Here is a 17,235-nt window from a genome sequence, read left to right as displayed (position 1 = left end):
AGCGCGGCCATGGCGTACGAACGGCTGCCCGTCACGGTCCTCTCCGGGTTTCTCGGCGCGGGCAAGACCACCTTGCTCAACCATGTCCTCGCCAACCGCGAGGGGCTTCGCGTGGCGGTCATCGTCAACGACATGAGCGAGATCAACATCGACGCCGCCCTCGTGCGCGGCGGCGAGGCGGCGTTGTCGCGCACGGAGGAGCGACTGGTCGAGATGACCAACGGGTGCATCTGCTGCACCCTGCGCGACGACCTGCTGGAGGAGGTGGACCGGCTGGCGCGGGAGGGGCGTTTCGACTATCTCCTCATCGAGAGTTCGGGGATCTCCGAGCCGATGCCCGTCGCCGCGACCTTCGCCTTCGCGCGCGACGACGGGGCCACGCTCGGGGATCTCGCCCGGCTCGACACCATGGTCACGGTCGTCGACGCGGTGAACTTCCTGCCGGAGCTGGCGGGCGGTGACGAGCTCGTGGCGCGGGGGCTCGACCAGTACGAGGACGACGAGCGCACCGTCAGCGATCTGCTGATGGACCAGGTCGAGTTCGCCGATGTGATCGTGCTGAACAAGCTCGACCTCGTCGACACGGCGACCGCCGAGCGGCTCGCGGCGACGCTGGCGCGGCTCAACCCGGCGGCGCGGATCGTGCCGGTCAGCCAGGGCCGGGTGCGGGTCGCGGAGGTGCTCGGCACGGGGGCGTTCGACCTCGAACGGGCCCAACGGGCGCCGGGGTGGGTGCGGGAGCTGAACGGGGAGCATGTGCCGGAGACCGAGGAGTACGGCATCTCCTCGACCGTCTTCCGGTCCGAACTGCCCTTCCATCCCGGGCGGTTGTGGACCTTCGTGACCGAGGCGCTCGACAGCGGTTCCTTCGGGCATGTGCTGCGCTCGAAGGGGTTCTTCACGCTCGGCAGCCGGCCGCGTGTCCTCGGGCTGTGATCCCAGGCCGGGTCCGTCGCCCGCTTCGAGCCGTCCGCCGTCCACGACGAGGACGCCCCGTACGCGCAGGAGCTGGTCTTCATCGGGACGGGGCTGCGGGCGGATGCGCTGCGCTCGGCCTTGGCGGGTTGCCTGGTGAGGGAGGACGAGGCTGCTGCCACGTCGGCCCTCGATGACCCGTTCCCGGCGTGGGACACGTACGGGGTCGTCTGCGAGTGAGGGGGACTGGTCGCGCGGTTCCTTCCCCGCGCCCCTGAAAGGCAGGGGGTTACGCCCCCGTCCTCGTCCGTCTTCCCAACAGCTCCGCCAACCCCCGTCGCGTGGCCGCCAGGACCACGCGGTCCTCGGCGCGCAGGACGTAGGTGGGCGGCAGGTCCCAGACGAGGCCCGACCCCGCCGCCGCCCCCGGTGCCCGCTCGGTCCGCGACTCTCCGGGCGCGGCCGTGTCGAGCGCCAGCACACGCCAGGCCCCCGCCCGGAAGGCCTCGGCGACGGTGCGGCCCTCCAGGCGGGGGTGGCCGCGGACCTCGACGGCGGCGAAGAGCAGGACGCGGCGTTCGACGGGGATCGCGCCCAGGATCTGGCGGCCCATCATCGCGCCGGCGAAGGCGGGGGCCGCGAGGTGGGTGACGCTGCGGCTGCGGGTGAGGGCGCCCGGGTGGGCGGCGCGGAGGGTGCGGTAGACGGCGGTGGCGAAGTCGTCGTCGTAGAGGCGCAGGACGACGCGCAGGTCGGGGCGGACGGAACGGGCGTACAGGCCGGCTTCGAGGTTCGTCGTGTCGGAGCTGGTGACGGCGAGGAGGGCGTGGGCGCGGTGGATCTTGGCGGCCTCCAGGACGCCCTCCTGGGTGACGTCGCCGAGGATGACCGGCACCCGCAGGCGACGGGCCTCCGCGAGGCCGCGCGCCTCGGGATCCTCCTCGACGCAGACGACCGGGATGTGGAGTTCGCGCAGACGGGCGAGCACCCGGGTGCCGATCTTGCCGAGGCCGAGCAGGACGACGTGTCCGGAGAGGCCGCGCGGCGGCCTGCGCAGGGCGGTGCCGCTGCGGAACGTGCCGAGGGCCTCCAGCACGGCGGCCAGGAGCACGGGCAGGAGGAGTAAGCCCATCAGGCCGGAGAGGAGTTGGAGGATCTGGCGGGAGTCGCTCTGGTCGGTCGCCGGGTCGGCGATCCCGAAGAGGTCGAGGAGGGTCGCGTAGGTCGCCTGGAGCGGGTGCTCCCCGGTGATCACCATCTGGGCCACGGCCAGGGCGAACACACACCCGATCATCCCCGCGAGGGACCACCGCAGCCGGCGCGAGAGCAGCGATCCGAACGCCCCGAAGGCGCCCAGCGATCCGCCGCTCGCCCGGCCGGGCGGCAGCGCGGGTCCCGCGTAGCGCACGGTGTCGAGGACGACGGTTCCGCGTCCGGTGGCCTCGGCCACCGCCCGCTCGTCGGGCAGGAGTTGGGGGCCGCGTTCCCCGCTGCCCTCGGAACCCTCGGTTCCGGCCGGGTCGTTGGTGGTGGCCGACAGGAGCGCGAGCGTGCACAGGCCTCCCGGGCTCTGGCCGCCCCGGCCCGGCGGGCGTTCCACGGCCCGCAGCATCAGTCCGTCCGTCTGGACGACCTTGCTGGTCCCGGCGACGGCGGTCGCGGCCAGCGCGGGCGCGGCGGTGTCGGCGTCGGACAGGACCGTCGTCGAGGCACCGAAGCCGTCGACCCCGTCGTCGGCGGCACCGCCCGCCGCCAACGCCGACGCCTGGTCGAGGAGTTCCTCGATGTGCTGACCCAACCGGCGGTTGTAGAGCCGCAGGACGAGCCGCAGACGCGGGTTGAGGCGCCGGGCGGTGAGGGCCGCGCGGATGTTGGTCTCGTCGTCGTCGTACACGAGCGCCAGCGCGGCGGCCCGCTCCACCCCGGCCTCGGCGAGCACCGCCTCGCCGGCTTCGGTGGCCTCCAGGACCCGCTCGCCGCCGTCCCGGGTGTTCGCCTCGCCGGCCCGGCTGTTTCTCTCGCCTCGGTCGGCGGTGGCCGGATCTCCGGTGCCCGCTGCCCGGTTGACGGCCGCCGTGACCCGGTCGAGGAGCGCGGCGGCGGTCCGGGCTCGCCCGACGACCGGCCGCCGCGCGATCCGCGCGGTGGGCGGCACGACGAGTGTCACCTGTTCCCCGTACACGGTCCGCAGTTCGGCGGCGAGCCGGTGCGCCAGCCCGTCGTCCCCGCAGACGACCATGTGCGCGCCGGAGTCGGCGGCCGGCCCGCTCCGCCCGCTCGGCACGGGCTGCCGGCCCGCTCCGAGCGGACCGGACGGCGTGCCCGGTCCGGTCGTCCCGGGCGGGTCGGCCGGACCCGCCTGTCTGCCCGGACCGGTACGGCTGTTCTGCTGCGAAGGGCTCCCCACGAGGCAGAAGACTGCCTCATCGACGCGGCCGGTTCCTCGGTGATCCGGATCACAGTCGACGGTGTGAGTGCGACGGCGGGTGGACATCCGTACTCAGGAGGGACGGAATGACGACGGTGTCCGGATGCGAGGATGGGGCGCCATGACCGCAGGGTGGGGTTCGCGCACGACACGCGCCGCGATGTTCGCGGCCGTCTGTGTGCTGCTCGCCGCCCTGGGGCACGTGATGATGTCCGGCAGCCATGTCCCCTGGTGGGCGATGGCCGCCGGGGCCGCCGCGACCGGTGCCGTCGGCTGGTGCCTGGCCGGACGTGAGCGCGGGCTGCCGCTGATCACGTCCGTCGTGGTCGCCGCCCAGACGGCCCTCCACTCGGGCTTCGAGTTGGCGCAGTCGTCGGCCGCGACGGCCGCCAACGGCCATACGGGGGCGACGAGTTCGTCGGACTCGGCGAACCTCGTGGACATGGGTTCCGCCCACATGATTCACACGGTCCGCACGGGTGCGGCCGGTCACATGGACCATGTGGACCACACCGGGTACCTCCTGGACGGCTCGTCCGCGTCCTCCTCGTCGCTCCTGTCCTCGCTCGCGTCCCTGTACGCGTCCTCGTCCGGCATGCTCGCCGCGCATCTGCTGGCCGCGCTGCTGTGCGGTCTGTGGCTGGCGTACGGCGAACGCGCCGCCTTCGCCCTGCTGCGGGCCGTGGCCGGCCGGCTCGCCGCACCGCTGCGGCTGCCGCTCGCGCTGCCCGTCGCGGCGGAGCGGCCGCGCCCCCGGGTGCGTCGCGGCCGTTCGGACCGTTCGCCGCGCGGGCTCCTTCTCGTCCATGCGATCACCTCTCGGGGTCCACCCGCCGGGACCGCTGTCATCTGACGACAGCCGGTGACCCGAGGCAGCCGTCGCGGCTCGCGCCTCGGGCTTCGGCCGTACGCCGCCCACGCGCGTGCCGTACGGCCGGCTTCCCTCCTCACCGGACCGCCGACGCGTTCCCACGTACGCGCCGCCCGCCCGTCTGCCTGCCCGACTGCCTGTCCGTCTGCCTGTCTGCCTGTCTGTCGGGGTTTCGGTCTGTCGGTCTGCGCGGCTGTGTGCGCTCCCGTGCTCGTGTCGGTGGTCCGGATCCCGGATGACCCGAGAAGGACACCAAGGTGATCACCCTTACTCCCCCGCCCGCGTCGATCCCGCAGGCCAGGTCCACGACCGACGAGTCCATCACCGCGTGGGCGCTCGCCGCCCGCGGCGGGGACCCGGAGGCCGTCGAACGGTTCGTCGGAGCCCTCCACCGTGACGTCCAGCGGTTCGTCGCCCACCTCTGCGCGGACCCCCAGGCGGTGGACGACCTCGCCCAGGACACCTTTCTGCGGGCGCTCGGCAGCCTGCACCGGTTCGAGGGGCGCTGCTCCGCCCGTACGTGGCTGCTGTCGATCGCCCGGCGGGCGGTGACCGACAGCTTCCGGTACGCGGCGGCCCGGCCCCGGCTGTCCGACGTACCGGACTGGCGGCTGGCCGTCGAGCACGCCCAGCCGCGTGGGCTGCCCGGCTTCGACGACGGCGTCGCGCTCGCCGATCTGCTGGGCGCGCTGCCCGAGGAACGGCGTGAGGCGTTCGTCCTCACCCGGATGCTGGGGCTGTCCTACGAGGACGCGGCGGAGCTGACCGGTTGCCCCATCGGGACGGTGCGGTCCCGCGTGGCCCGGGCGCGGACCACGCTCGTACGGCTGCTGGCGGCGGCGGAGGGGCCTCGGGAAGAGGAGGTTGTGGTGGCTGCCTGAGGGTGCCCCGGGTGATCCTCGCCCCCGCCGCCCCTACCCGTCCCGTCCCCAGGGGCTGTGCCCCTTCGGCCCCCTTGAGCGCCTGATGACTCGGGCAGGACTGTGGGTGGGCGGGTGCGGGTTGTGTGTGGTTGATCGCGCGGTTCCCCGCGCCCCTTCGGGGCGCGGGGTGTCGGGGGCGTCAGGCACGTACCCCCAGGTGGCGTTCGGCGAAGTCCAGTTCCAGGCGGAGCTGTTTGATGCGCTCGTCGACGACCAGGGAGCCGTGGCCGGCGTCGTAGCGGTAGACCTCGTGGACGGCGGAGCGGGCGGCGAGCCGGTCGACGTAGTTGTCGATCTGGCGGATGGGACAGCGGGGGTCGTTGACACCGGCGGAGATGTAGACCGGGGCCTTGACGGAGTCGACGTAGGTCAGCGGGGACGAGGCCTCGAAGCGCTCGGGGACCTCCTCGGGCGTGCCGCCGAGGAGCGTGCGGTCCATGGCCTTGAGCGCCTCCATCTCGTCGTGGTACGCGGTGACGTAGTCCGCGACGGGAACGGCGGCGATGCCGAGCGTCCACGCGTCCGGCTCGGTGCCGACGCCGAGGAGCGTGAGGTAACCGCCCCAGGAACCGCCGGTCAGGACGAGCCGGTCGGGGTCGGCGAAGCCGGAGCCCACCGCCCACTCCCGAACCGCCGCGATGTCCTCCAGCTCGATCAGGCCGACCCGGTGCTTGAGGGCGTCGGTCCAGGCGCGGCCGTAACCGGTGGAGCCCCGGTAGTTGATGCGGATCACCGCGTACCCGTGGTCCAGCCAGGCGGCCGGTCCTGCCGCGAAGGAGTCGCTGTCGTGCCAGGTCGGGCCGCCGTGGATGTCGAAGACGGTGGGGTACGGGCCGGACACCCCGGCCGGGCGCTGGACGAGGGCGTGCACCCGGCCGCCGGGTGTGTCCACCCAGACGTCCTCCACCGGCACCGAGCCGGGGGACTTCAGACCCGGCGGATCCAGCACCACCTCGCCGGTCGTGGAACGGACGACCGGCGGTTCGGCGGCCGAGGACCACAGGTACTCGACGCTGCCGTCGGGGCGGACCGTGGCCCCGGAGACCGTGCCTCGCGGGGTGTCCACCCGCTCCAGGCCGCGGGACACCAGGTCGTAGCGGAACAGCTCGCTGCGGGCCTCGAAGCTGTGGGCGACGAGCAGCGCGGAGCCGTCCGGATACCACTCGGCGCTCAGGTCGCCCTCCAGCCGGTCGGAGAGTCCCAGGTCGGTCTCCTCGCCGGACGCCACGTCCCAGACGAGCGGCTCCCAACGACCGCCCCGCTGGTGGCCGATGAGCAGCCGGGTGTCGCCGTCGACGGGGGCGAAGCCCAGCACCTCCAGGCCCAGCTCGATCGTGCCGCCCTTGGTGTCGTCGAGCTCGGCGACCGTCGTGCCGTCCGGCCGGACCACACGCAGCGCCGAGTGCATCGCGTCGCCGTGCTCGGTGTGCTCGATCGCGATCAGCGAGCCGTCGTGCGAGAGGTCGCCGACGCCGGCCGACTCACGGTGGCGGTAGATCTCGACGGGTGCCTCGCCCCGCCGGGACAGATGGATCGTGGAGCCGTCCTCGTCCGTGGAGCGGCCGACGATCGCCGTACGGCCGTCACGGCCGAGGGCCAGGCCCGCCGGATACGACGGGTCCAGGCCCGGGGCGGCCTCCTCGTCCGGGCCGCCGTGGAACGGCTGGCACCGCCAGACACCGAACTCGTCCCCGTCCTTGTCGTCGAACCACCAGATCCACTCACCGTCGGGCGAGAGCACACCGTCCGTCGTGCCGTTGGCCCGGTTCGTGGCCTGGCGCTGCTCGCCGGTGGCGCGGTCCCACGCGTACAACTCGTACGTGCCCGTGGCGTTGGAGACGAACAGCGAGCGGTGCGGCGCGTCCTCCGCCCAGTCCGGCAGGGACACCCTCGGTGCCCGGAACCTCTTCTCCCAGTCGGGCATGGACCCGCTCTGCTCCTGCGGGGTGGCCCCGTTGCTCTCAGTCATGGCCCCATACTGCCCCGCCCGCGCGGCAATGTGCCGCCGAGGTCCCCAGCCTGTGGATAACTTCGGCTCCCGACGGGTTCACCCGGGCCGACCGTCAGTGGTCAGCCGGACCGTGAGTGGTCAGTGGTCAGTGGTCAGCCGGACTGTCAGTGGTCGGGTGCAGACTCGCTCCATGACCTCAACGACCCCAAGGGCCGATCTGCGCAGGACCGTCGAGAGTTTCTGGGCCGCCGCCGAGGGGCGGGACTGGGCCGCGTTCGCCGAGACACTGGCGGAGGACGTCGTGTACGAGCTGCCGCAGACACGGGAACGGATACGCGGCAGGGAGCGGTACGTGGAGTTCAACCGGGAGTATCCGGGCGACTGGCACGCCCGGATCGAACGGATCGTCGCGGAGCCGGGGCAGGTCGTCAGCCGGGTGCACGTCACCGTGGGGCTGGAGGAGATGTACGCGATCTCCTTCTTCACGGGGGACGAGGACGGCCGGATAGCGACCGTCACCGACTTCTGGCCCGAGTCGTACGAGCCGCCGGCCGGGCGTGAGCACCTCGTCGAGCGGTACTGAGGGGCGGGCCCACCGGGGCCGTGGGGGCCGACCCCGCGACCGGGCACCCGGCGCGGGCACCGTACGGTGGAAGGCGTGTACCGGTTTCTGCTGACGCCCCGATGGTGGGGGATCCACGTCTTCGTGCTGCTCGCCATCCCCTTCTGCGTGTTCATGGGGTCGTGGCAGCTGAGCCGGTTCGAGGACCGGATGCAGGACCATCGCGCGGCGACCGAGCGGATCGACCCGGCGGACCGGGCCCCGGCGCGGCCGCTGGACGAGCTGCTGCCGGTGGACAAGGAGACCTCGGGCGAGCCGGCCACCGTGACCGGGCGGTACGGCGAGCAGCTCCTGGTGCCCAACCGTGAAGTGGACGGCAGGACCGGCTACTACGTGCTGACGCTGCTGCGCACCGACGAGGGCAAGGCCCTGCCCGTCGTACGGGGCTGGCTGCCCGGCACCGCCGACCCCGACCGGGCCCCGGCGGCGCCGTCCGGCGAGGTCACCGTCACCGGTTCGCTGCAGGCGTCCGAGACCCCGGGGTCGAACGGCGTGCCCGTCCAGGGCGGGCTCCCGGCCGGGCAGACCTCGGCGATCAGCGCGGCGACGCTGGTGAACCTGGTGCCGGACGATCTGTACGACGCCTGGATCACCCTCGACAAGGCCGACTCGGGCATGAAGGCCGTCCCGGCGACCACCCCGCAGGGCTCCGGGCTCGACCTCAAGGCCTTCCAGAACCTCGGCTACACCGGCGAGTGGTTCGTCTTCGCCGGCTTCGTCGTCTTCATGTGGTTCCGCCTGGTCCGCCGCGAGGTCGAGTTCCTCCGCGACGCGGAACTGGGCCTGCTCCCGGCCACCGACCAGTCGGACGACAACCGCACGGACGAGAGCCGCGCGGAAGAGAGCCGAACGGAAGAGAACCGCACGGACGAGAACCTTCCGGACGAGGAAGCCGCGAGCGAAGGCCACCCGGACGAGAACCGCTCCCGGGAAGCCGAGCCGGCCCAGTAGGACCGAGGGCTCGGCCCCGTGGTCCGGCAAAGAACCTCGGTCACCGTCGGGCCGTCCCCGTCCAGGCCCAGTGGGTCTCCCGTCCAGGCCCGGCGGATCCCCCGTCCAGGCCCGGCGGGCTCCTCGTTCAGGCGCCCGCCAGGAGGCCCGTTCGGTAGACCACACCCGCGCAGGCGTTGGTGACGGCTGTCGTGAAGGTGGCGATGCCGCCCTCGGCGGTGTGGGAGACGAGGACGCTGCCGTCGACGGGCCCGTCCTCGGTGAAGAGCTGGGTGGAGACGGAGTTGGAGCCGTCGGTGGTGGTGCCGGGGGTCGCCTCCCCCGTGGGCGTCGGTTCCGTCGAGGGGTCCGTGCCGCCGGTGCCGCCATCGGTCGTACCACCGCTGGTGGTGGGGCAGGGCTCGGAAGGCACCCAGGCGAACCGCACCTCGTACGCCGCTCCCGGCGCCAGCACCAGCTGGGTCGGGGACAGCGAAGGATCGGGCAGTCCGGCCGCCACGTCCCCGGCGACGTGGTTCGCCACGGTGATCTTCGCCCCGTCCGCGGCACCCTGCGCGGTGGTGCTCACCCCGCCCGCGCCGGTGACCGTACAGCTCGTGCCGGAGACGTTGGAGACGCGGAACGTGCCGTAGACGGCGCCGCTGGAGTCCGGTGCGCCCACGCTGGCGCCGCCGCCGAGCTGGGCCGCCGTGCACAGGGCGGAGGCAGCGGTCGTGGGCGTCGCCTGGGCGCCGCCCGTGGAACCGCTGTTCTCGCCCTTGCCCTTGTCGCCCTTGTCCTCGTCCTTGTTCTTGCCGGACTCCTTGGAGCCGCCGGAGGAGCCGCCCGACGAGCCGCCACCGCCGGTCTGCCCCTTGGACTGGCCGGCGGTCCCCTGCGTCTGCGAGCCGTTGCCCATGATGGAGGGGTTGACGTCGGAGCCGGTGGAGTTGGAGACGTGGACGAGGGCCGGGATCGCCGTGCCGATGAAGAGCGCGGCGGCGGCCATGCCGACGACGGCCTGCCGCTTGCGCGCCCGCCTCGCCGGTACCGCCCGCCGCAGATGCTCCAGCGTGCCGTCCTTGGGCTCGATCTCCGACACCGCGTGGTGCAGCAGATTGCGCAGCAGCAGCTCGTCCGACTCGAACCCGCCGATCCCCTTCGCCTCGGAGCCGTTCAGACCCGAGCCGTTCGAACTCGAGCCGTTCGAACTCGGGCCGTTCAAACTCGGGCCGTTCAAACTCGGGCCGTTCGAACTCGAGCCGTTCGAACTCGGGTTGTCCGTACCCGGGTCAGCCGAATTCAGGTCGGCAGACCGCGAGTCGTCCACACCCGAGTCGTCCGCACCCGAGCCGCCCGACCCTGAGCCGTCTGGCCCTGAGTCGCCCGACCCTGAGCCGTCCGACCCCGGATCATCCGAACCCAAGTGGTCCGAGCCCAAGTCGTCCGAGCCCAAGTCGTCCGAACCCGATTCGTCCGAACCCGATTCGTCCGGAGCGCGGCCTTCGAGATCCTGGCCCTTGGGGTGGGGGCCTTGTTCTTCACGGCCGTGATTCACAGTTCCGTTCCCAGCGTGCGATTGCGTTTCTTCGTGCTCTTCGAGCACGCGCCCCCCGGCGCGCCCGTCCCGCCCGCGCTGTTCCGCGCGTTCGTCCTCGCGCCCCTCGGCGCGTTCCTCGTCGTCCCGGCGGCCCCAGGAGGCGCGCCTGCGGGCACCGAGCCCGTCGCGACCGTCCCGTCCCTCGGGTCCGTCGCGCCCGTCGTCCTTGCCGTGCGTGCTCATGCCGGCGCCTCCATGGCGACGCGCAGTGCCGCGATGCCCCGGGAGCCGTACGCCTTGACCGAACCCAGCGATATGCCGAGGGTCTCGGCGACCTGGGCCTCGGTCATGTCGGCGAAGTAGCGCAGCACGAGGACCTCGCGCTGCCGACGCTGGAGCCCCTTCATCGCCTTGATGAGGGAGTCGCGCTCCAGCAGGTCGTACGCGCCCTCCTCCGCGCTCGCCATGTCGGGCATCGGCTTCGACAGCAGCTTCAGACCGAGAATGCGGCGGCGCAGTGCGGAGCGCGAGAGGTTCACGACCGTCTGGCGGAGATAGGCGAGCGTCTTCTCCGGGTCACGGACGCGCTTGCGCGCCGAGTGCACGCGGATGAACGCCTCCTGGACGACGTCCTCGCAGGAGGCGGTGTCGTCGAGGAGGAGCGCCGCGAGGCCGAGAAGCGAGCGGTAGTGAGCGCGATAGGTCTCGGTGAGATGGTCGACCGTCGTACCGGAGGCCGGCACCGTCGACGTGTCGTCCGCGCCGTCGCGCTGATTGGGTATGCGGGTCGGCCGCGCCGCGGGCATCGGCGCGATCACCGGCATGCCGCCGGCCGAACCGGGCAAGCGGGGACGGCGGGGTGGACGAAGGGCGGTGCCCCTCGTCTGTACCGCGGTGAAATCGAGTACCTCTGCCACGCCTGTTGGACCCGCGACCCCCCGTCGGGGTTGTACGCGACAGGCATCTCTTTTGCGTCAGACCGCACACGTGTCCGTACGGCATGTGCGCTGATCGGTACGGCAGCCGCGACGGTCGGCACGCTGCGCGCGACCGTCGGTACGACCCACCGAACACCGGACAGCGCGTCGAACGCCCTCATGCGTACCAGCTCTTCCCCTATGCCCCAAGTGTTGGCGCCCAGCCCCGCCGAAGGGCGCCCGTTAAAGACGCTCCCCGTCCGCCGCGCGGTTGCGGCGGACGGGGAGAAAAATCCTCGATCCCCGGGAGGCCTGAATCAACCCGGGAAAACTCCGCGACGGCACGGCCGGAAATTCTCCGCCCGCCGAACCGTCGACTCGAAGAACTTACACGCCACTACCGACAACGGCCCACGCCACTGTCGCCGCGTCTACGCGCGGCGACAGTCGATCTACGCACGGCTCCGGGCGGCCCGCAGCCGAAACGACGGACAGTGCACTCAGAGGCAACGGACAGTGCACCCTCAGGCAACGAACAGGACGCCCCGGGCAGCGGCGGCAGGCACTACGCCCGCTCCGCCGCCACCAGTTCCGCGATCTGGGCCGTGTTCAGGGCGGAGCCCTTGCGCAGGTTGTCGCCGCAGACGAAGAGTTCGAGGGCGGTCGGGTCGTCGAGGGCCCGGCGTACGCGTCCGACCCAGGTCGGGTCGGTGCCGACCACATCCGCGGGGGTGGGGAACTCCCCCGCGCCCGGTTCGTCGAAGAGGACGACCCCGGGGGCGGTGGCGAGGATCTCACGCGCCTTGGCGACCGTGACCTCGCTCTCGAAGCGGGCGTGCAGGGTGAGGGAGTGCGCGGTGACGACCGGCACCCGTACGCAGGTCACGGCGACGGGCAGCTTCGGCAGTCCGAGGATCTTGCGGGTCTCGTCCCGCACCTTCATCTCCTCCGACGACCAGCCGTCCGCGCGGAGCGACCCGGCCCACGGCACCACGTTCAGCGCCACCGGCTCGGGGAACGGCCCGGTGTTGTCGCCCACGGCCCGCCGTACGTCACCGGGCCTGGTCCCCAGTTCCGTACCGGCGACCAGGGCGATCTGCTGCCGCAGGGTCTCCACGCCGGCCCGGCCCGCGCCGCTGACCGCCTGGTACGAGGAGGCCACCAGCTCGCGCAGCCCGAACTCGGCGTGCAGCGCGCCGAGCGCCACGATCATGGAGAGGGTCGTGCAGTTGGGGTTGGCGATGATCCCGCGCGGCCGGACCCGGGCGGCGTGCGCATTGACCTCGGGGACGACGAGGGGCACCTCCGGGTCCATTCGGAAGGCGCCCGAGTTGTCCACCACGACCGCGCCCTTGGAGGCGGCGATCGGCGCCCAGTGCGCCGCCACCTCGTCCGGTACGTCGAACAGGGCGACGTCGACCCCGTCGAAGACGTCCTCGGCGCCCTCGGTCAGACCCGTCACCTCGACCTGCTCCCCGCGCACGGCCAGCTTGCGGCCGGCCGAGCGCGGGGAGGCGATCAGACGGATCTCGCCCCAGATGTCGGCCCGGTGGGACAGGATCTGGAGCATGACCGTGCCGACGGCACCGGTCGCGCCCACGACCGCGAGCGTCGGCCTGCCGGTGCGCCCGGCATCGACGGCCCTCAACGACCGAAGCCGCCGTCGCACCAGCAGCGTGCACCGTACGAGGCGTACGAGGCGTACGAGGCGTACGAGGCATACGAGGCATACGAGGCATACGAGGCATACGAGGCATACGAGCGGACCGTCATCGTCCGGTACCCCCGTAGACGACGGCCTCGTCGCTGTCGGAGTCGAGTCCGAAGGCGGTGTGCACGGCGCGCACGGCCTCGGGGACGTCGTCGGCGCGGGTGACGACCGAGATGCGGATCTCGGAGGTCGAGATGAGCTCGATGTTCACGCCCGCGTCGCTGAGCGCCTCGAAGAAGGAGGCGGTGACGCCCGGGTTGGTCTTCATCCCCGCGCCGACCAGGGAGATCTTGCCGATCTGGTCGTCGTAGCGCAGCGAGTCGAAGCCGATGCCCGCCTTGTTCTTCTCCAGGGCGTCGATGGCCTTGCGGCCCTCGGTCTTGGGGAGGGTGAAGGAGATGTCCGTCAGACCGGTCGTCACGGCGGAGACGTTCTGGACCACCATGTCGATGTTGACCTCGGCGTCCGCGATGGCGCGGAAGATCGCGGCGGCCTCGCCCGGCTTGTCCGGGACGCCGACGACCGTGACCTTGGCCTCGGAGACGTCGTGGGCGACTCCGGAGATGATGGCGTGCTCCACCTTGTGGTCCCCTTGCGACTCTGGCTTCTCGTTGCTGACCCAGGTGCCCGGCAGTCCGGAGAAGGACGAGCGGACGTGGATCGGGATGTTGTAGCGGCGGGCGTACTCGACGCAGCGGTGGAGCAGCACCTTCGAACCGGACGCGGCCAGTTCGAGCATGTCCTCGGAGGAGATCCAGTCGATCTTCTTCGCCTTCTTCACGACCCGCGGGTCGGCGGTGAAGACGCCGTCGACGTCGGTGTAGATCTCACAGACCTCCGCGTCCAGCGCGGCGGCCAGCGCGACGGCGGTCGTGTCCGACCCGCCGCGGCCGAGGGTGGTGATGTCCTTCTTGTCCGCGCTGACGCCCTGGAATCCGGCGACGATGGCGATGTTGCCCTCGTCCAGCGCCGTACGGATCCGGCCGGGCGTGACGTCGATGATCCGGGCTTTGTTGTGGACCGAGTCGGTGATGACGCCTGCCTGGCTGCCGGTGAACGACTGGGCCTCGTGACCCAGGTTTTTGATCGCCATGGCCAGCAGTGCCATGGAGATACGCTCTCCGGCGGTCAGCAGCATGTCGAACTCACGCCCGGCAGGCATCGGTGACACCTGCTCGGCGAGATCGATCAGCTCGTCCGTCGTGTCGCCCATCGCGGAAACGACGACGACCACCTGGTGGCCGTTCTTCTTCGCTTCCACGATCCGCTTGGCGACGCGCTTGATGCCCTCGGCATCGGCTACGGAGGAGCCTCCGTACTTCTGCACGACAAGGCCCACGTGCGCTCCTCGCTCCGTTTCGGTCCCTATATCCGCACATACACACGTACTCATTCGTATGGACACGTGCTGCGGCGGTCGGCTCAGTCTATCGAGCGGCCGAATATCCCTTCCCTGGTATCGCATGGTGAGATGTCCCGCTCACCCTTTGATCACCTGGGTTTTCTCCGGACCTTCCACCGGTTTCACCCGGCTTCTCGTCCGGACCTCCGACCGCTCCGGGAACGTCTCTGCCCAGGTCGTCGCCGAACAGTCGGCGCGGACGGGGAAAAGTGCCTGGAGTCACACCGAGAGCCCCCTGCGACGGCGGAACCCCAACTTTCAAGCACTAAGGTCATGGCCGTGCGCGTACTTCTGGTGGAAGACGACGAGCCGGTCGCCGAGTCGCTGCGGCGTGGGCTCCTGCGGTACGGCTTCGCGGTGGAGTGGGTCAACACGGGCGGGGCGGCGCTGTCGTACGACGGCCCGTACGACGTCGTCCTCCTCGACCTCGGCCTGCCCGACACCGACGGCCTCGACGTCTGCAAGGCCCTGCGGGACCGCAGCCAGGTGCCGATCATCGTGATCAGCGCCCGCAGCGACGAGACGGACCGCGTGGTCGGCCTGGAGCTCGGCGCCGACGACTACGTCTCCAAGCCGTTCGGCGTACGCGAGGTGATCGCCCGCATAAGGGCGGTGATGCGCCGCGTGCAGCCGCGCGCCGCGGACGCGCCCTCCGGGCCCGACCGCTACGGCACTCGTCTCACCGTCGACCGCAAGGCCGCGCGCGTCCACCTCGACGGTACGGAGGTGGGGCTCGCCCCCAAGGAGTACGACCTCCTCGCCTTCCTCACCGAGGAGCCGGGGGCGCTGATGTCGCGCGAGCAGATCATGGAGGCGGTCTGGGACGCGAACTGGTTCGGGCCGACGAAGACGCTGGACGTCCACGTGGCGGCGCTGCGGCGGAAGCTGGCGGGGGCGATCACGATCGAGGCGGTGCGGGGTGTGGGGTTCCGGCTGATCGTGAACGAGGGCGAGACCGTCAAGGACGTCAAGGACGCTGACGTCAAGGGCGCTGCCGTCGAGGACGCTGCCGTCAAGGGCGCTGAGGGCTCAGGCGCCTCATGATCCGTCAGCTGCTTCGCAGTTACGTCGTTCTCGTCGCCGTCGCGATCGCGCTGTTCACCGTCCCGGTGGCGTTCACGCTCACCTCGCAGTTGCGGGGCGACACCGTCAGTTCCGTCGGGCGCGAGGCCGAGACCATGGCCCGTCTGCTGGGCAACGGCGACGACGCCTCCTGCGAGGCGTTGAAACGGCTGGCCAAGGCGTACGAACCCGCCGAGGTCAGGGTCCAGGTGGCCACTACCAACGGGTGTACGCCGAAGGACCTGACCGCACCCGCCCGCGACAGGGCGCTGACCGAGGCGCTGCGGGACGGCGAGAGGACGGAGGACTGGGGTTCGGACTTCATCTGGGGCAAGCACCTGGTGGTCACCGTTCCCGCCCGCGACGCGACGACGGGCGATGTGGTCGGCGCCGTACGCGTCGTCTTCTCCACCGACCACCTCACGTCCCGTCTGTGGCAGATCTGGGGCTTCCGGGCGGGGCTGGCCGTGCTGGTCCTCGTGGCGGCGGCGGTCATCGGTGTCTTCGTGGCCCGCCGGCTGACCCGCCCCCTCCTGCAGCTCAACGAGATGGCGAGCAAGCTCAGCGACGGCGACCTGACGGCACGCTCCCCCGTGACGGGCCCCCAGGAGACGCAGACCCTGGCGCGCACGCTGAACCAGGCGGGCGAACGCCTGGACACGCTGATCGCGTCGCAGCGCATCTTCGTCGCGGACGCCTCGCACCAACTGCGTACCCCCCTGACGGCGTTGCGGCTGTCCCTGGACAACATCGCGGACGGCACGGACGACGAGTTCGTACGGGAGGACGTGGAGCAGGCCACCGCCGAGGTGGTCCGGATGAGCCGCTTGGTCAACGGCCTGCTGGTGCTGGCGCGGGCCGAGGCGAAGGTGACGGCGGCGGAACCGCTGTCCCTGCGCGACGTCATCCAGGAACGCCTCGACGTGTGGAGACCGGCCGCCGACGAGCGTGGAGTCACCATCACGCTCAGGGGGAGTGCCGACGGCCGGCCGCTTGTGCTGGCCAGTCCCGGTCATCTGGACCAGGTCCTGGACAACGTGCTGTCCAACGCCCTGGAGGTCTCACCGGACGGTGCGGCCATCACGGTCCTGGTGGAGCCGCGGGGCGATGAGGTGGTGCTGTCGGTGCTGGACGAGGGGCCCGGTATGTCGGACGCCGAGAAGTCCCGCGCCTTCGACCGCTTCTGGCGCGGTCAGGGCCTCACCGGGAGGTCCGGTTCGGGCCTCGGCCTCGCCGTCGTCAAGCAACTCGTCACCGACGACGGCGGAACCGTGGCCCTCAAGGACGCGCCCGGGGGCGGGCTGCGCGTCGCGCTCACGCTGCGTGCGGCGCGGCCCGGGGGTGGCTGAGCGGGAGGGCTGAGCCGGGGGGTGGTCGGCTCAGCCCCGGCTGTGGCCGGCGGGGGCTGCCGCTCAGCCCTCGGGCATCGCCGACGAGTGGTGGTTCACGATCTTCCACACGCCGTTCCGCTTCTCGTACTCGTACGTGTAGCGGGCCTCGACGACACGCTTCTTGCCGGTCTTCGGGTCGGTGAGCGTGAAAGCGTACGTACCGGTGTCGATCGCGGAGTTGCTGTCGAGCACGTTGATGATCGTCTGGATCTTCTTGCCCTGGGGCTTGTTCTCCAGGAAGTGGTTGAAGTAGTCGACGATGCCGGCACGGTTGGTGCGGACCTTGTTGGAGACGGTCGGCAGGAGCACCGCGTCCTTCGCGTACCGGTCCGCCACCTTCTTCGCGTCGCCGGTCCGCAGCGACTTGTTCCAGCCGTCGAAGAGCGCCGCGATCTCCTTCTTGGAGGGCTTCTTCGGCGTGGCCTCGGCACCGGCCGTGCCGACTCCGGCGGTGATGGTGGCCGCGGTGACGACGGCGGCGGCTGTGACGATGGCGGCGCGTATGCGGTTCTTGCGGGTCATCGCGATCTCCCGTGCGAGGTTGGGGTGTTACTGCCTCCGCTTCCTGTGCG

13 protein-coding genes and 1 pseudogene are annotated in these 17,235 nt (G+C 71.5%); 7 read left to right on the top strand and 7 right to left on the bottom strand.

The features are described from left to right. The first annotated feature begins 9 nt into the window (after nucleotides 1-9). Nucleotides 10-1,155, top strand: a pseudogene (locus OG202_RS27450) (GTP-binding protein). 49 nt (nucleotides 1,156-1,204) lie between these two features. Here the strand turns inward: OG202_RS27450 and OG202_RS27445 are convergent. After that, the gene (locus tag OG202_RS27445; protein ID WP_327732158.1) at nucleotides 1,205-3,154 is read right to left on the bottom strand and encodes an NAD-binding protein; all 1,950 of its coding nucleotides are present in this window, start codon (nucleotides 3,152-3,154) and stop codon (nucleotides 1,205-1,207) included. 310 nt (nucleotides 3,155-3,464) lie between these two features. Between OG202_RS27445 and OG202_RS27440 the strand changes: the two genes are divergently transcribed. Both OG202_RS27440 and OG202_RS27435 read left to right on the top strand, forming a co-directional pair. Beyond that, the gene (locus OG202_RS27440; protein ID WP_328223760.1) at nucleotides 3,465-4,196 is read left to right on the top strand and encodes a hypothetical protein; all 732 of its coding nucleotides are present in this window, start codon (nucleotides 3,465-3,467) and stop codon (nucleotides 4,194-4,196) included. A 275-nt stretch (nucleotides 4,197-4,471) separates the two neighbouring features. Further along, a complete protein-coding gene (locus tag OG202_RS27435) occupies nucleotides 4,472-5,095 on the top strand; it encodes a sigma-70 family RNA polymerase sigma factor (protein ID WP_328223759.1) in 624 nt (207 codons plus the stop codon). A gap of 181 nt (nucleotides 5,096-5,276) precedes the next feature. Here the strand turns inward: OG202_RS27435 and OG202_RS27430 are convergent, their stop codons facing one another. Further along, on the bottom strand, nucleotides 5,277-7,106 hold the full coding sequence (locus tag OG202_RS27430) for a S9 family peptidase (RefSeq protein WP_326579653.1): 1,830 nt from the start codon (nucleotides 7,104-7,106) through the stop codon (nucleotides 5,277-5,279). A gap of 172 nt (nucleotides 7,107-7,278) precedes the next feature. Between OG202_RS27430 and OG202_RS27425 the strand changes: the two genes are divergently transcribed. Both OG202_RS27425 and OG202_RS27420 read left to right on the top strand, forming a co-directional pair. Further along, nucleotides 7,279-7,671 (top strand): nuclear transport factor 2 family protein, encoded by a 393-nt coding sequence (locus OG202_RS27425; RefSeq protein ID WP_326579655.1) that lies wholly within the window; start codon nucleotides 7,279-7,281, stop codon nucleotides 7,669-7,671. Nucleotides 7,672-7,746: 75 nt separating this feature from the next. Continuing rightward, the gene (locus OG202_RS27420) at nucleotides 7,747-8,661 is read left to right on the top strand and encodes an SURF1 family protein (RefSeq protein ID WP_326579657.1); all 915 of its coding nucleotides are present in this window, start codon (nucleotides 7,747-7,749) and stop codon (nucleotides 8,659-8,661) included. 127 nt (nucleotides 8,662-8,788) lie between these two features. Here OG202_RS27420 and OG202_RS27415 read toward each other — a convergent pair whose 3' ends face one another. The 4 genes from OG202_RS27415 to OG202_RS27400 form a co-directional block, all read right to left on the bottom strand. Then, nucleotides 8,789-9,865, bottom strand: coding sequence for a hypothetical protein (locus OG202_RS27415; protein ID WP_328223758.1), 1,077 nt, complete (start codon nucleotides 9,863-9,865; stop codon nucleotides 8,789-8,791). 554 nt (nucleotides 9,866-10,419) lie between these two features. Next, complete coding sequence (locus OG202_RS27410; RefSeq protein ID WP_383999219.1) at nucleotides 10,420-11,097, bottom strand: SigE family RNA polymerase sigma factor; 678 nt, start codon at nucleotides 11,095-11,097, stop codon at nucleotides 10,420-10,422. 565 nt (nucleotides 11,098-11,662) lie between these two features. After that, nucleotides 11,663-12,745, bottom strand: a complete 1,083-nt coding sequence (locus OG202_RS27405) for an aspartate-semialdehyde dehydrogenase (RefSeq protein WP_326579661.1) — start codon at nucleotides 12,743-12,745, stop codon at nucleotides 11,663-11,665. A gap of 121 nt (nucleotides 12,746-12,866) precedes the next feature. Next, nucleotides 12,867-14,147 (bottom strand): aspartate kinase, encoded by a 1,281-nt coding sequence (locus tag OG202_RS27400; RefSeq protein WP_326579663.1) that lies wholly within the window; start codon nucleotides 14,145-14,147, stop codon nucleotides 12,867-12,869. Between the two features lie 342 nt (nucleotides 14,148-14,489). Here OG202_RS27400 and OG202_RS27395 point away from each other — a divergent pair, with 342 nt between their 5' ends. Together OG202_RS27395 and OG202_RS27390 are read left to right on the top strand one after the other, a co-directional pair. Beyond that, nucleotides 14,490-15,254, top strand: a complete 765-nt coding sequence (locus tag OG202_RS27395; RefSeq protein ID WP_328223757.1) for a response regulator transcription factor — start codon at nucleotides 14,490-14,492, stop codon at nucleotides 15,252-15,254. Beyond that, the gene (locus OG202_RS27390; RefSeq protein WP_327728444.1) at nucleotides 15,251-16,621 is read left to right on the top strand and encodes a HAMP domain-containing sensor histidine kinase; all 1,371 of its coding nucleotides are present in this window, start codon (nucleotides 15,251-15,253) and stop codon (nucleotides 16,619-16,621) included. Before OG202_RS27395 ends, OG202_RS27390 begins: the two co-directional genes overlap by 4 nt. A gap of 63 nt (nucleotides 16,622-16,684) precedes the next feature. On the opposite strand, the gene OG202_RS27385 is transcribed toward OG202_RS27390, so the two are convergent. Further along, entirely contained in the window at nucleotides 16,685-17,185 is a 501-nt protein-coding gene (locus OG202_RS27385) for an SgcJ/EcaC family oxidoreductase (protein WP_328223756.1), read from the bottom strand. Nucleotides 17,186-17,235: the final 50 nt, after the last annotated feature.

This window comes from Streptomyces sp. NBC_00310 (assembly GCF_036208085.1).
GTDB lineage: Bacteria > Actinomycetota > Actinomycetes > Streptomycetales > Streptomycetaceae > Streptomyces.
This window is presented reverse-complemented; position numbering and strand designations above follow the sequence as displayed.